Source organism: Hathewaya limosa (assembly GCF_030815255.1).
GTDB lineage: Bacteria > Bacillota > Clostridia > Clostridiales > Clostridiaceae > Hathewaya > Hathewaya limosa.
Window position 1 is genome coordinate 46,718 of record NZ_JAUSWN010000009.1, and the last position, 14,518, is coordinate 61,235.

At 26.8% G+C, this 14,518-nt stretch carries 11 protein-coding genes; 2 read left to right on the plus strand and 9 right to left on the minus strand.

From position 1 onward, the window contains the following. Nucleotides 1-194 precede the first annotated feature (194 nt). The 4 genes from QOZ93_RS06410 to QOZ93_RS06425 form a co-directional block, all read right to left on the minus strand. Complete coding sequence (locus tag QOZ93_RS06410) at nucleotides 195-1,556, minus strand: MATE family efflux transporter (RefSeq protein ID WP_307355564.1); 1,362 nt, start codon at nucleotides 1,554-1,556, stop codon at nucleotides 195-197. A 143-nt stretch (nucleotides 1,557-1,699) separates the two neighbouring features. Beyond that, nucleotides 1,700-2,992, minus strand: coding sequence for an NCS2 family permease (locus QOZ93_RS06415; protein WP_307355565.1), 1,293 nt, complete (start codon nucleotides 2,990-2,992; stop codon nucleotides 1,700-1,702). 280 nt (nucleotides 2,993-3,272) lie between these two features. After that, the gene (locus QOZ93_RS06420; protein ID WP_307355566.1) at nucleotides 3,273-4,385 is read right to left on the minus strand and encodes a THUMP domain-containing class I SAM-dependent RNA methyltransferase; all 1,113 of its coding nucleotides are present in this window, start codon (nucleotides 4,383-4,385) and stop codon (nucleotides 3,273-3,275) included. Nucleotides 4,386-4,534: 149 nt separating this feature from the next. Further along, a complete protein-coding gene (locus QOZ93_RS06425) occupies nucleotides 4,535-6,229 on the minus strand; it encodes a M3 family oligoendopeptidase (RefSeq protein WP_307355567.1) in 1,695 nt (564 codons plus the stop codon). Nucleotides 6,230-6,543: 314 nt separating this feature from the next. Between QOZ93_RS06425 and QOZ93_RS06430 the strand changes: the two genes are divergently transcribed. Both QOZ93_RS06430 and QOZ93_RS06435 read left to right on the plus strand, forming a co-directional pair. Further along, entirely contained in the window at nucleotides 6,544-7,467 is a 924-nt protein-coding gene (locus tag QOZ93_RS06430; RefSeq protein WP_307355568.1) for a glycosyltransferase family 2 protein, read from the plus strand. Next, nucleotides 7,467-7,862 (plus strand): GtrA family protein, encoded by a 396-nt coding sequence (locus QOZ93_RS06435; protein ID WP_111943077.1) that lies wholly within the window; start codon nucleotides 7,467-7,469, stop codon nucleotides 7,860-7,862. The genes QOZ93_RS06430 and QOZ93_RS06435 overlap by 1 nt, the downstream gene beginning before the upstream one ends. A 113-nt stretch (nucleotides 7,863-7,975) precedes the next feature. Here the strand turns inward: QOZ93_RS06435 and QOZ93_RS06440 are convergent, their stop codons facing one another. The 5 genes from QOZ93_RS06440 to QOZ93_RS06460 form a co-directional block, all read right to left on the minus strand. Then, entirely contained in the window at nucleotides 7,976-9,763 is a 1,788-nt protein-coding gene (locus tag QOZ93_RS06440) for a DUF6311 domain-containing protein (protein WP_307355569.1), read from the minus strand. A gap of 331 nt (nucleotides 9,764-10,094) precedes the next feature. Continuing rightward, entirely contained in the window at nucleotides 10,095-11,402 is a 1,308-nt protein-coding gene (locus QOZ93_RS06445; RefSeq protein ID WP_422723874.1) for an NCS2 family permease, read from the minus strand. 99 nt (nucleotides 11,403-11,501) lie between these two features. Further along, entirely contained in the window at nucleotides 11,502-12,173 is a 672-nt protein-coding gene (locus QOZ93_RS06450) for an MgtC/SapB family protein (RefSeq protein ID WP_307355570.1), read from the minus strand. A gap of 223 nt (nucleotides 12,174-12,396) precedes the next feature. Beyond that, nucleotides 12,397-13,869, minus strand: coding sequence for an amino acid permease (locus QOZ93_RS06455; protein WP_111943085.1), 1,473 nt, complete (start codon nucleotides 13,867-13,869; stop codon nucleotides 12,397-12,399). Nucleotides 13,870-14,258: 389 nt separating this feature from the next. Further along, complete coding sequence (locus QOZ93_RS06460; RefSeq protein ID WP_307355571.1) at nucleotides 14,259-14,516, minus strand: hypothetical protein; 258 nt, start codon at nucleotides 14,514-14,516, stop codon at nucleotides 14,259-14,261. Nucleotides 14,517-14,518: the final 2 nt, after the last annotated feature.

The window sequence follows — 14,518 nt, forward strand, 5'->3', positions numbered from 1 at the left end:
ATAATAGTGTAATTTATTCAAAATTAAACCATTTTATTTTATTATAGTTCTTATAAATTAATATTTCAACGTCTAATAAATTTAGTTTAATATTATAATAAATACTAAAGTATAATTTTTGTAATTGTTTGTAAAATCAAATTTAATTTATTTAAATTTAATTTATTTTTTATTTTAAGTATTAATTTTTTTATCTATCCCTTTAGAACTTTTTCTTTCCATATACCTTTTTTATAAATACAAAATCCATATATACATATTATTAAGTTACTAAAACTCATTGAAAACCATATAGCTGTTGATCCTATATTAGTAAAGTACTTAAATAATAATATCATAGGAATTCTTATAAACCATAGTCTTCCAATCTCCATAACCATAGAATATTTAGTGTGTCCTGAACCTTGAAATATTCCTTGAAAAACGCCAAATATCCCCATTAAAGGCATAGATGCAGATATATATCTAAGATAAATTATTCCTTCATTTATTACTTTCATATCATCCTTAGATTGCATAAAAAAGTTTATAACAGTTCTATCATTGAGAATTAAAAGCATACATCCTACAATTGCAATAATAACTGTAATTATTACTGATTTTTTAAAAGCTTCCTTAACTCTTTCTATTTTTCTACATCCTAAATTTTGTCCTACAATAGCAGTTAGAGCGGCTCCTATTCCCATTGCTGGTTGCATTATAAGAGATGTTATTCTATTTACCATTCCAAAAGCAGCCATAGTGGCCGTACCATAAGATGCTATAAAACTATTTAAAACTATAAATCCTAGCGCTGATCCTGATTGACCTAATGACGAAGGCAAAGCTACCTCCACTATTTTTTTTACTAATTCCTTTTTAAATTTAAAATTTTTGAATTTAGGACATAATATATTAGATGGTCTCATTATTATGTACAACCCTAAAAAGGCTAAAATTGCCTTAGAAATTAACGTAGCTATGGCTGCTCCACCTATTCCTAATTTAAATACAAAAATAAAAATAGGATCTAATATAACATTTAATATGGCACTAATAGCACTAAGTACTGTTGGTGTTAATGTATTACCTTGTGCATTAAGTATAGAATTAAAATTAAATATAAAAAATGTAAATGGAATATCTAAAAAAGTTATTTTTAAATAGATATTACTATACTTGGCTAACTCTTCTGTAGCACCCATTAAATTTACTATTAATGGAGTTGTAACATATCCTATAATAGCAAAAATAATAGAACAAATTAAAGATAACATTATAATTTGATTAGTATATTCTATTCCCTCTTTATCTTTATTGGAGCCTAATAACTGTGATAATATAGCTGTACCAGCTATTGAAATTCCCATTCCTATGGAGATAAACAAATAAATAACTGGCCATACAAATGCTGTAGCAGCAAACTGAATGGATCCTAATTTACTTACCCAAATTCCATCTGCTAAATTATACAAAGTTTGAATTAAATTATTAAACATAATAGGTATAGATAATGTAAGTATTACTTTATACATATCTCCTGTAACTATTAATTCTCTTCTGTTCTTTATATCCATTAGATTTCCCCCTAAATTGCTTTTTGAAAATTTAAACTATTTATATTATATCATTATTTTTAATCCATAATAAAAAGCCCTACAAAACTTTTAAAAAGTTTAAATAGAGCTTTTATATTGTAAAATGAAGTTTAAAACATATTCTATATGAAAAATTTAAGTACAAATACTATTCCTATAAATACTGTAGTCCAACTTATTTCTTTATATCTTCCTGAAAAGACCTTTAAAATAATATATGAAATTACACCAAATACTATTCCCTCTGAAATACTATATGCAAGTGGCATCATTATTATTGTTAAAAATGCTGGAAGTGCTTCTGTATAATCTGTAAGATCTATTTCCTTAATAGGTTCAATCATGAATAATCCTACTAATACTAAAGCTGATGAAGTAACTGCTGGTGTTATAACACCAAATAATGGTGCAAGAAATAATGCTAAGAAAAACATAACTGCTGTAGATACCGCTGTTAATCCTGTTCTTCCGCCTTCTGCAACTCCTGATGCACTTTCTACAAATGTACTTACTGTGCTAGTACCTAAACAAGCACCTAAAGTAGTTCCTACTGCATCTGCAAATAAAGCTTTTTTAATATTAGGTACTTTTCCATTCTCATCTAACATTTTCGCTTTTGTAGCTACTCCTACTAATGTTCCTATAGTATCAAACATATCCATAAATAGAAGTGTGAATAATACAATAGCCATGTCTATTGAAAAAATATTATTCCATTGGAACTTTAGAGCTATAGAACCGATTGATGGTGGCATACTAATAATTCCTTTTGGCATTGGAGTTATTCCCATAGGTATACCGATAATAGCCGTAACTACCATTCCAATAAATAAAGCACCCTTAATATTTCTTGAAATTAATATTCCCGTAATTAATATTCCTATTATTGCAAGTAATGCTGGACCTTGTGTTATGTTTCCTAACCCAATTAATAAATCTCCACCTTTTGGATGAACAATAACACCTGCACCCTCTAATCCAATAAGTGCTATAAATAATCCTATACCAACAGAAATACCTCTTTTAATATTTACCGGAATTGAATCCACAATAGCTTCACGTATATTAAAAACTGTTAAAAGTATAAAAATTATTCCTTCTAAAAAAACGGCTGTTAATGCAAACTCATAAGAATATCCCATAGCTTTTACTACTGTAAAAGCAAAAAAGGCATTAAGACCCATTCCTGGTGCTAATGCAAAAGGTAATTTTGCATATAATCCCATTATTAAAGTTGCTATTACTGCAGATAATGCTGTTGCAGTAAACACTGCACCTGTATCCATACCTGCTGCCGCTAATATGGCTGGATTAACCACTAGTATATATGCCATAGTCATAAAAGTAGTTATTCCTGCTACAATTTCCGTTTTAATGTTCGTATTATTTTCTTTCAATTTAAAAAATTTCTCCATTTTACCCCTCTTTCGTTTACTTTCGACATTTACACTATATATAATAATACATTTTTAAAATTTTTTAAACCCTTTTACGAATATTTTTTTATTATTTTGTTTGATTTTATGTATTATTTTTTATATCTTAATTTAGTATATTTCTATTTTAATAATTTAAACCTATTTTCCCTAATTAATGCTATAAATAAAGCTATACTTATAACCTATTCATATTTAACTAATATGACAGTTATAAATATAGCTTTTATTCATTGTATAGGAATATTTTCTATCCTACTTATTTCGCAAAATATTGATAAAAATAACATTTTAATTTTCCATTATAAAGTTTTCTGTTCTTATCTGATTTTTTTCCAAAACATTTTTCAAAATTAGGATGAGAAGTTACTACAAAATAAGACCAATCAGGTAAATTTCCAAATACTTTTCCCATAGTACTATAAAGACCTTCAACCTCTTTCATGTCACTAAGTCTTTCTCCATAAGGAGGATTAGTAATTATTAATCCATTTTTCTTTTTAGAAGAAATATCTTTCATATCCATTGTTTGATATGTTATTACATCATCTACCCCTGCTTTTTTAGCATTATCCATAGCTGTTCTCAAAACTCTTCCATCTATATCTGATGCAAAAATTCTAAATTCATCTTTCTTGATAACATTTTTAGCATATCTTCTAGCATCTGTCCATAATTTTTGTGGAATTATATCCCACTTTTCACTAATAAAATCTCTATTTAAACCAGGTGCCATATTTTTTCCTATCATAGCCGCTTCTATAGCAATAGTACCAGATCCACAAAATGGATCCATTAAAATTTTAGATATATCCCATTTACTTAAAAGTACCAAAGCAGCTGCTAGTGTTTCCTTCATTGGGGCAGCTCCAGCATGTTCTCTATACCCTCTTTTATGTAATCCAACTCCACTAGTATCTAAATTTAAACTCACTATATCTTTAAGAATAGATACTTCAATTTTATATTCTACACCAGTTTCTGAAAATACTTCCCTATTATATTTTCTTTTCATACTTTCTACTATAGCTTTTTTAACAATAGATTGACAATCTGGTACACTAAACAGTTTTGATTTAACCGATTTACCGCTTACATGCATAAATCCGTCTATAGGAATTATATTTCCCCATTCTACATTTACAGTTCCATTAAATAATTCTTCAAAGGATTCAGCTTTAAATTCTGCCATTTGAATTAACACTCTATCTGCTGTCCTAATCCACATATTACAGGTAACTATATCCATCTCGTCACCTTCAAAAGTTACTTTTCCATTTTCTATCTTTAGATCTTCATATCCTAACTCTCTTAATTCATTTGCTACTACTTTTTCTAATCCAAAAGTTGACGTTGCTATTAATGTATACATTCTTTCTCTCCTATTCACTTTCAAAATACATATTTATATTCTACCATTAAAATATAAAATATAAACTAAAATAATAAAATTTAAGTAACTTTTTCTAGTTATTATTAAAAAATTAAAAAGGAATATGTTTTCATATTCCTTTCTAATTACTACATATTACTATCATCTACTGAATCTAACCATTGTTTAGCTGGTTTCATAACACTTTCTATACATCCATTTTCAAAAGGATTTTTTAGATTTGCTATATCTATAAGCTCTAAGAAAGATTTACTTCCACCAACCTTACATAATCTTAAATAATCTTCCCATGCTTTTTCTCTGTTTTCATTACATTTAACCCAAAATTGTAATGCACAAACCTGAGCTAGTGTATAATCTATATAATAAAACGGTGTTTGGAAGATATGACTTTGTTTAAACCAAAATCCTCCTCTATTCAAGAAATCGTTATTCTCATAATCTTTACCTTTTAAATATTTCTTTTCAATTTCTCTCCAAGCATGTTTTCTTTCTTCTGGAGTTGCCTCTGGATTTTCATACACAAAATGTTGAAACTCATCTACTGTAACTCCATAAGGAATAAAGGTTATTGCACTACTTAAATGTGCAAATTTATATTTCAGTTCATTTTCTTCAAAAAATAATTTCATCCATGGCCATGTTATAAATTCCATACTCATAGAATGAATTTCTGCTGATTCACTAGTAGGGAAAGCATATTCTATTACACCTGAATTTCTACTACAGTATGTTTGGAATGCATGCCCTGCTTCATGTGTTAATACATCTATATCTCCTGATGTTCCGTTGAAATTAGCAAAAATAAATGGTGCCTTATACTTTTCTATAAACGTACAATATCCTCCACCAGCTTTGCCTTTTTTACTTAAAAGATCCATAAGTTCATGTTCAATCATAAAACTAAAATATTCATCAGTTTCTTTTGATAATTCCTTATACATTTTCTTTCCATTTTCTATAATCCAATCTGGATCACCCTTAGGAGTTGCATTTCCTGTTAAAAATTCTAATGGCTCATCATAATATTTAAGACTTTCTAGGCCTAATCTTTTAGCCTGTCTTTTTCTTAACTCTTCTGCTAAAGGCACTACAAATTCTAAGACTTGCTTTCTATAATTTGATACCATTTCAGAATTATAGTCAAGTCTCATCATTCTTAAATAACCAAGATCTACATAGTTTTTGAAACCTAGCTTCTTAGCCATTTTATCTCTTACTTTAACTAATTTATCATATATTTCGTCAAACTTTGCTTCATTTTCTTCGTAAAATCCAGACCATGCTTCATATGCTCTTTTTCTCATAGCTCTATCTTTAGATTGCATAAATGGTTCTAACTCTGATAAATTTCTTTCCTCACCTTCAAACATAATTTTAGCTGAGGCTCTAAGCTTATCATATTCCGTAACCAATTTATTTTCTTCTTTTAAATCTTCTATAATTTCAGGACTAAATGATTTTATTTGAAATTCTGCTAACTTAAAAAGTTGTTTTCCATAAACTTTTTCTAATTCAGTTCTAAATTGAGATTTTATTAAAACCTTATAATATTCTGAAATTACACCTTCATATACAGGCATATTTTCATTCATAAATTCTTGTTCTTTTTCATAAAACTCATCAACAGTATTTATAGAATTCCTTATTTCAACCAAAGTTGCCATAGTTTCTACTTCACTTCTTAAATCATATATATCTTTCATAATAGAAAGTTGTTCATCTAAAGTCTTAGATTCACTAAAATCTTTGATTAATGTCCTAAATTCCTCATTAACCTTTTCCATATTTGGTCTGCAATATTTATAATCCTTAAACTTCATTATACTTCCCCCTTTCACAATATACTTACTATATTATCATACTTCTTTACTATAAAATATAACTATGAATAAGTTTTTACACAAAATACCCTTTTTAGCCAATTTTTCTTTAGACTTTGCAATTCTTGTTTAATTAAGTATAATCAATATATGCATAATTTTTTAATACACCTTTAGAAATCCTTTTCAAATAGGTTTAACTAATTTTTTAAGATATTTAAAAAATTAGTAATTTTAGTACATGCTATTATACTTATAAAAATTACTTTAATTTTCATAAGTATTTACTAAAAAGAAAGGAGTAAAAAACTAAAATGAAATTATTATCTATAGTTGTACCCTGTTATAATGAAGAAAAAGTTTTAAATCTATTTTATAAAGAAATTACTAATGTATTATCACAAATAGATATAGATAAAGAAATTATTTTAATAGATGATGGTTCTAGAGATAGCACTTTAAATCTTATGAAGGAACTTTCAAATCAGGATAATCATATACGATACATAAGTTTTTCTAGAAACTTTGGTAAAGAAGCTGCTATTTTGGCTGGACTTACTGAATCTAGAGGAGATTACATAGTTTTAATTGATGCAGATCTACAACATCCTCCTACAAAAATATTAGAAATGTATAATAGAATAACTACTGAAAATGTAGATATGGTTGCTACAAGGAGAATAACTCGAAAAGGTGAACCTCCTATTCGTTCTTTCTTTGCTAAATTATTTTATAAAATAATAAATAAAATTAGCCAAGTAAAAATAGTTCCAGGTTGTCAAGATTTTAGAATAATGTCTCGTGAAGTAGTAAATTCAATCTTAAAACTTACGGAATATAATAGATTTTCAAAAGGAATTTTTAATTGGATAGGATATAACACTGTCTATATAGAATTGGAAAATATAGAACGTGCCGCCGGTGAAACCTCTTGGAGTTTTTGGGGACTTTTAAAATATGCCCTAGAAGGCATAGTAGCATATACTACAGCTCCTTTGCAAGTAGCTACTATATTAGGTTTTTTAACCTCTTCTATAGCCTTTATTTATTTATTATATATTATTTTTAAAACTATATTATTTGGCAGTGATATTTCTGGATTTCCAACGATAGTTTGTTTAATATTGATTTTAGGAGGATTTCAACTTATTTCTTTAGGAATTATAGGTGAATATCTATCCAAAACATATTTAGAAACTAAGAAACGACCTAAATACTTCATAAAGGAGAAAAATTAATGAGATTATTAAATAAATTTTTCTCCTTAGAATTTTTACGTTTCGTATTTATAGGAATCATAAACACTTTAACTCACAATGGAGTATATATAGTTTTATTAAACTTTATTCCCTATTTAGGTGCTAACACCATTGCTTTTATACTAAGCACTATTATTTCTTTTTTCTTAAATTGTTATTTTACCTTTAAGGTAAAACCTACTTTAAAAAAATTTATAATTTTTCCGATTTCTTGTTTACCTAATTTTGTAATTCAAAGTACGGGAATAACTATTTTAATAGAATATATTAAAATTTCTAAAACATATGCAGCTTTTTGTGCATCTATAATAGCAATACCAATTACTTTTATCTTAATGAGATTTTTAATTAAGTTAGATCCTAGCAAAAATTAAACTAATAAATTAAATTTTAAAAAGGTTGCCTTAAAATATTTTTAGGACAACCTTTTTTTAATAAAATATAATTAAAAAACTTTTATAAATTTTATTCTATGTCTAATTATTATTTAAAATCCTCTAGGAGAAAATACTACATAGCCATCTATTTCTTTAATTAAAGCTTTATATTTTGATCTTAATACTTGATCTATAAACTCTTTATTATATGCTACTATATATAAACTATCTGTCTTGAAAGTACCATTTAATATTGCTTCTTTATTTTCTTTTAACTTATTCTCTAAAGTCTTAGGATTTCTAGCAAAATAACCATAATCCATATCAAAATTATTCATAGATGCAAAATATGCTATAGGACCATAATCACCTAATTTTTCGGTTACACAGATATGTTTATATTCTTTTTTTACTTTATTCCAAAATTCATCCTTTAATGGATTTTTCCATTTTTTTTGATATATAAATTCATTTCTAGTCTTTATATACATTCCACTTAAATCCCAAATTTGTAATCCTAAAATTATAAGAACTATTATAGTAACATTTTTTTTACTAGATTTTATTATTTTAAAGAAAGAATAAATAGTCATAATATACCATACAGGCCATATCATTCTTCCTGTAGCTCTTACCATGGTCCAAATTTTAGTTAAAGTTTTGCCTATGGGAATTGAAATTAAATGTCCTGCCCAAGTTATATTATTAGAAAGAGAAATCATAGTAAATATTATACAAGTAACTATAAGGGTTATATAAAGCTTTGCATTAGCTTTATCAAAACCATTTCTTAATAAATCAATTACTGCAAGAAATACTAATAATATTCCTCCAAAACCTAAGTATGCAAATCCTTCATATTGTCCTGAAAAAGCCAAAAATGAATTCATAAACTGTGATGTTCCTATAGGATTAAAAAAACCATTTAAATTAAAACTAAACCATCCAAAGCCCACATCTAAAACTTGAGCATTAACTTTAAAATATCCATTAACATACATAAGAAAAAAAACCAGTGCCACTGTAATACCTATAAAACTTATAGATTTTTTTATATTTAGTTTCTTATCAATCAAAATACCTTTAAATATATAAATTATGAATATAATATATACCATAAATAAGAAATATGGATGTATAATAACTGTTAATCCAACTAATATAGTCCAACTAATTAAATGCTTTATTTCATACTTTTCATTTATTAGTAAATAAATTGCCCATAACACAAGCCAATGACTAGTTAAAGATGTATGCCCTCCTATTCTTAAAAACATCATAGGAGTAGGTATAAAAAACAAAGTTGCCAGTACTTTTATAGTTAATTTATCTGTTATTTTATTAAAAATAATTCCAATAAAAGCTCCCATTAATATAAAAGATAGGTATAACCACATACCTAAATATTGAAAGATAGGAGGCAATATTAATTTAAACATTTTAAAAAATACTGCTGCTATGGGAATAGAGTCTGTGAATATAACACTCATTCCATTTGGACATCCCCAATTTTTATAAAACCCTAAAGGAAAGTTCCAGCTATCTTTCACAAAAAAATTCCAACTTAAAAAATGTTGCCTTCTATCCGTTTCATTCATAATCCACCCAATATTAGTTGGTTTTAAAGTTTTCACGCCTATTAAAATCATAGCTAAAGATAGTCCTATTAGAGCACCTATAATTATAGCCTCATACCTGCTTTTATTTTTTTCAAAGGTATCTTTATACATAGCGTATATCCATATACTCATCTGAATAAGCATAGCTGTAATATCTGCTATAGTTTGAAAACGTGAATGTCTAGGTGCTGAATATTTCCATAGACAACTATATACTAAATAAATAATTACAATGCTTATTATAGATTTTATTAAAAATTTAATTTTACCTTCCTTCATACATTACCCCTCGTTTATTTATACAATTAATTTAAATACTTAATTTACATTTAACCCTCTATTCATTTAACATTTTCATGGTATTTTTACCAAATATCTATATTATATCATATTTTGAGTAAATATCTTATATTGTGCGCCCTATTCTTAACTTTTATTTGATGTACATAATATATTATAAAAACATATAAATTAAGTTTTTTACCTAAATAAAAATAAAAACCGTACAAAAATAATGTACAGTTTTTATTTTTATTTAACTAACTTATGTTAAAAACATTTTAAATAATTTTTTCTATAAAAATCAATTTTTAATACTATAAGTACTAAATTATCCTAATGCATGTAATATAAAATTTACTAAAAACATACAAGCTATTACATACATAGCAATTGATACATCCTTTGATTTTTTATTAGCTATTTTTACTATTGGATATGCTATAAATCCAAAAGCCATACCATCAACAATACTATAAGTTAATGGTATCATAGCAATAATTAAAAAGGCTGGAAAACCTTCTGAAAAATCATTAAAATTAATGTTTAGAGCATTCTTTATCATTAATGCACCTATAATTATAAGTATAGGTGATATGGCACTATTTGGTATAATTTTTATAAATGGTAGTAAAAATAAAGATGCTAAAAATAATATCCCTGTAACTACAGAAGTTAATCCTGTTTTTCCACCTGCAGCTATACCAGCAGCTGTTTCCACTGTGGCTACCGTTGGACTTGTTCCAAAAATTCCACAAGTTATTGCAGAAATAGAACAACATCTAAAACAGCTTTTAAATTTCTTAGGTTCGTCTAACATAACATTAACATGCCCATGTAATAATCCTAGATTTTCAAATACCAATACTAGCGCTAGTGAAAATACTGCTACCCAAAATGTAACAGACCCTATAGCACTAAAATCCATACTCATAAATACATTTTTATAGGCACCTAATGAAAAATTGGCAAAATTTAATTTAGATATATCGACTAAACCAAAGAAATAGGATATAATTGTTCCACCTATCATACCAATCAAAAAATTTCCTGGTATATTACATATAAATAAAATCAATGTAAGTATTAAATTTATAAATGTTACATACACCATTGGATCGTTGAAATGTCCTAAAGCTACTAATGTTGACTCACTATGTATTACTATACCACTTTTTTGTAACCCTATAAATGTTATAAACAGACCTATACCTACTGTAATAGCCTCTTTAAGTGAATTTGGAATTGATTCCGTAAGTATCTTAGATAATTTAGTAAAAGCTATAATAGCAAATACAATTCCTGATACAAATACTGCTGCAAAACCTTGCTGCCACGTTAATCCCATATTTGTAGCAATAGTATACGAAAATAGTGCATTTACTCCCATACCTGGAACTAAAATCATTGGCGCATCACTTATAAATCCAACTAATAAACATCCTACAAAAGAAGTTAATATAGTAGCTACTATACCGCCTTCTATAGGTACTCCAGCATCTCCTAGAATAGATGAATTAACTGCGATTATATAAACAATGGCAAAAAATGATGTGAGACCTGCGATGATCTCTTTTTTTAGAGTTGTATTATTACCCTTAAGATCAAATACTTTCTTATTTTTTTTCAATTTTTTCACCTTTTATATTTTATCCCTCGCCCTCCCGTGTTCAAAAAACATCACTTTTTATTATATTTAAAACTTTATATAAAATCAACTTTTATTTAATATCTATCCTTAAAGAGTTTCTACATTAACAGAACTAACCTTTTCAAGTTTCTGAATTTTTTCTATTAACTCCAAGGAATTTATATTATTTTTAATTCGAATTCTACATTCAATAATATAAAACTCCTTATTATTTTCTACATATTTACTCATTTTATAAAAAGAAATAGTACACTTTTCCTGGCTCAATACTTCACATAAATCATATATGGGTGCTTCTAATAATGTTATAGAAACATCTAATGTTTTACTTGTTGTCAATCTAAACAACTTTTGTAATCCCTCTAATCCTACAAACACAACTAGTGTACAAAATATGCCAATCCAGTACAGCCCCGAACCTATAGCCAACCCAATTCCTGCTGTTACCCATATTCCTGCCGCCGTAGTCAAGCCTTTTACTACTTTTCTTTCTATTATTATAGTACCTGCTCCTAAAAAACCTATTCCACTAACAACTTGTGAAGCCATTCTGCTAGGATCTAAACCTATCGAAGTATGTCCTAAAATATCTAGAAATCCATACTTTGATATTATCATAATTAATGCACTACCTACTCCTACTAAAAAATGAGTTCTAAATCCAGCTTCTTTTGAATGTAATTCTCTTTCCAATCCTATAATTCCAGCTAAAACTCCTGCCAATATAATTTTAAAAATCATTGTAAAAGTATTCATCATTATAACCACTTCCATATTAAGATAAATTATCTATTATTAATATTATTTATAACTCCTAAATAAAATAGGCTTATATTTATATATAGTATATATTATATATAAATATAAGCCTTGTATCTCATCTATAAAAAAATTTATTTAAACTTTTTATTAAAGTCTTAACTACATAAGTATTCATTAAACAAATGTATAAAAAATATCTTTATAATTCCACTTACTTAAATTACGCTTTTATATCATCTTTAACTGATACTTTACCATTAGTTTTTCTGGCTATAATCGGTAAAATTAGTCCTAATCCAAGTAATACAAACGGTGTCCCTATATTAAGTGCTAATTTAAAATACCATTCTCCTGAAAAAAGTTCAGCACCTTTAGGAATCATTCCCATTATACATGCGAATGCAGTAAAGAAGAAACACCATCCCCCTAAAATTAAAGCGAATTTTCTATTTTTAAATGCTTTATATTGTAAATCAAATCTCTCTTCATTTTTTCTTAAACAAATATATGCAAAGAATACCCAAAGATATCTCATCGGCATAACTATTGAATTTAGGTCTAACAACCAAGTAAATAAATTATTAAAATCTCCTATACCTAAAGCTGGAATTAACATTAAGATTCCAACTAAAACAGCTGTTAATTTGTAACCATTTATAAGTACTCCATTTTTATTTTTCTTTGCTAATGCTTTAGGAATATAACGTTCATCTGCTTCACTAAGTAAAACTTTTAATGGAGCATCTATTGCAATTATAAAACCTGAAATTTGTACTGTAAAAACAGCAGCTGCATATAAGATTAAGAAGAAGTTTCCTAATCCATAATATTGACCTAATAATTTAAAAGAATAATAAGACCCATTCATTTTTAAATCTTTTGGAATTGCATTACTATTAAACATCATTCCCATAGCTACAGAACCTAAAACAGCACTAATAATAACCATTATAGCTAAAAGTATCATAGCTCTTGGAAATTCCTTTGTTGGATTTTCACAGTTGCTAACATAAGGTGATAATTTTTCACATCCTCCAACTGCAAATACAAGCATAGATAAAGTTGCAAAATATGTTAAATCAAATTTGGGTATAAAATTTTTCATAGCCAATAGATTTGGTGTAGCTGATTTTAAATCTACCATAAATGGTGCGGCTATCATTAGAATTATATATAATATAGACATGATAAACATTGAAGAACCAGCTATAGTAGCTAATTTTTTTAGAGAATTTACTCCTCTAGATGAAAAGTACATAAATATTAAAAATATAATTAAACATAAAATTTGTATTTTACTACTTGAAAATTTTTTAATTAATTCTCCACTTCCAGTTAAAACCCATGATAATGATATTAAAACCCCATGAGGTTTTCTTGCTATATATGGAATATGAACAACCCAATAAGTCCATCCAGCTAAATAAGCTAAAAAACTTGCATTCTTTGAAAAAGAAGTTTCTTTAATCCATTCACCTAATCCTGATTGAGTTTTGTTAAATACTGAACCTAATTCCCCTACCATTAATACATATGGTATAAAATATAAACTCATAATTAATATCCATGACACAACTATTCTTAATCCTTGATTGGCATAGTTATTAACTATATTTCCAAAACCCCATACCGACATAAATCCCATCATGGCTAAATTATACCATCTCATCTTACTTTTACTTGCATTTCCCATAAAAGCCCCTCTTTTCTTGTTAATTTTTTATTATTCCCACAGTTACATTTTAATCTTTTATAATAGATTTTAAATATTGAAATTCTATATTTTTATTTTTAATAATATTTATTTTCTGAATATTCTATTTGCTTTAATATTATTAATAATAAGTAACAACTTTAGATCATTATTTACATTTATATTTATTATTTTCTTATTTTATGACATTTTAATTTTTATAATTTAATTTTAAGCTATTTTTTTAACTTTTAACCAATTTTGTACTGGTTAAAATATGCATATAAAAAAGCAATAGGTTTTAAGTAAAATTTAATGTTTTCTTAAAACCTATTGCTTTTTGGGTTAACTATTTAACTAGATGTTTCATTCTATCGTTAATTTGTTAACTAAATTTCTTTATTTAACATAGCCATAATTTCTTTACTTACCTTGTCCACATCTATCTTATCATCGATTTCCATAGTAATTATCTGGCTCTTCCCCTTTGCTTCTCCTGTAAGATATAGGATTTCTCCTGACTTATTATCTACTTTACGTAACACTTGAGCCATATCACCTTTTTTTATTGTAACTGTTCCACCATTCTCAATACTTATCTTTCTATTTTGTGTAAATCTTATTGTTTGTCCTAATTTTACTTTCATAC

Bases quoted from the DNA above. Each gene is read 5' to 3' on its own strand.
- QOZ93_RS06460 (WP_307355571.1), bottom strand. From the start codon at position 14,516: ATGAAAGTAAAATTAGGACAAACAATAAGATTTACACAAAATAGAAAG.
- QOZ93_RS06440 (WP_307355569.1), bottom strand. From the start codon at position 9,763: ATGAAGGAAGGTAAAATTAAATTTTTAATAAAATCTATAATAAGCATT.
- QOZ93_RS06450 (WP_307355570.1), bottom strand. From the start codon at position 12,173: ATGATGAATACTTTTACAATGATTTTTAAAATTATATTGGCAGGAGTT.
- QOZ93_RS06455 (WP_111943085.1), bottom strand. From the start codon at position 13,869: ATGGGAAATGCAAGTAAAAGTAAGATGAGATGGTATAATTTAGCCATG.
- QOZ93_RS06435 (WP_111943077.1), top strand. From the start codon at position 7,467: ATGAGATTATTAAATAAATTTTTCTCCTTAGAATTTTTACGTTTCGTA.
- QOZ93_RS06425 (WP_307355567.1), bottom strand. From the start codon at position 6,229: ATGAAGTTTAAGGATTATAAATATTGCAGACCAAATATGGAAAAGGTT.
- QOZ93_RS06410 (WP_307355564.1), bottom strand. From the start codon at position 1,556: ATGGATATAAAGAACAGAAGAGAATTAATAGTTACAGGAGATATGTAT.
- QOZ93_RS06430 (WP_307355568.1), top strand. From the start codon at position 6,544: ATGAAATTATTATCTATAGTTGTACCCTGTTATAATGAAGAAAAAGTT.
- QOZ93_RS06415 (WP_307355565.1), bottom strand. From the start codon at position 2,992: ATGGAGAAATTTTTTAAATTGAAAGAAAATAATACGAACATTAAAACG.
- QOZ93_RS06420 (WP_307355566.1), bottom strand. From the start codon at position 4,385: ATGTATACATTAATAGCAACGTCAACTTTTGGATTAGAAAAAGTAGTA.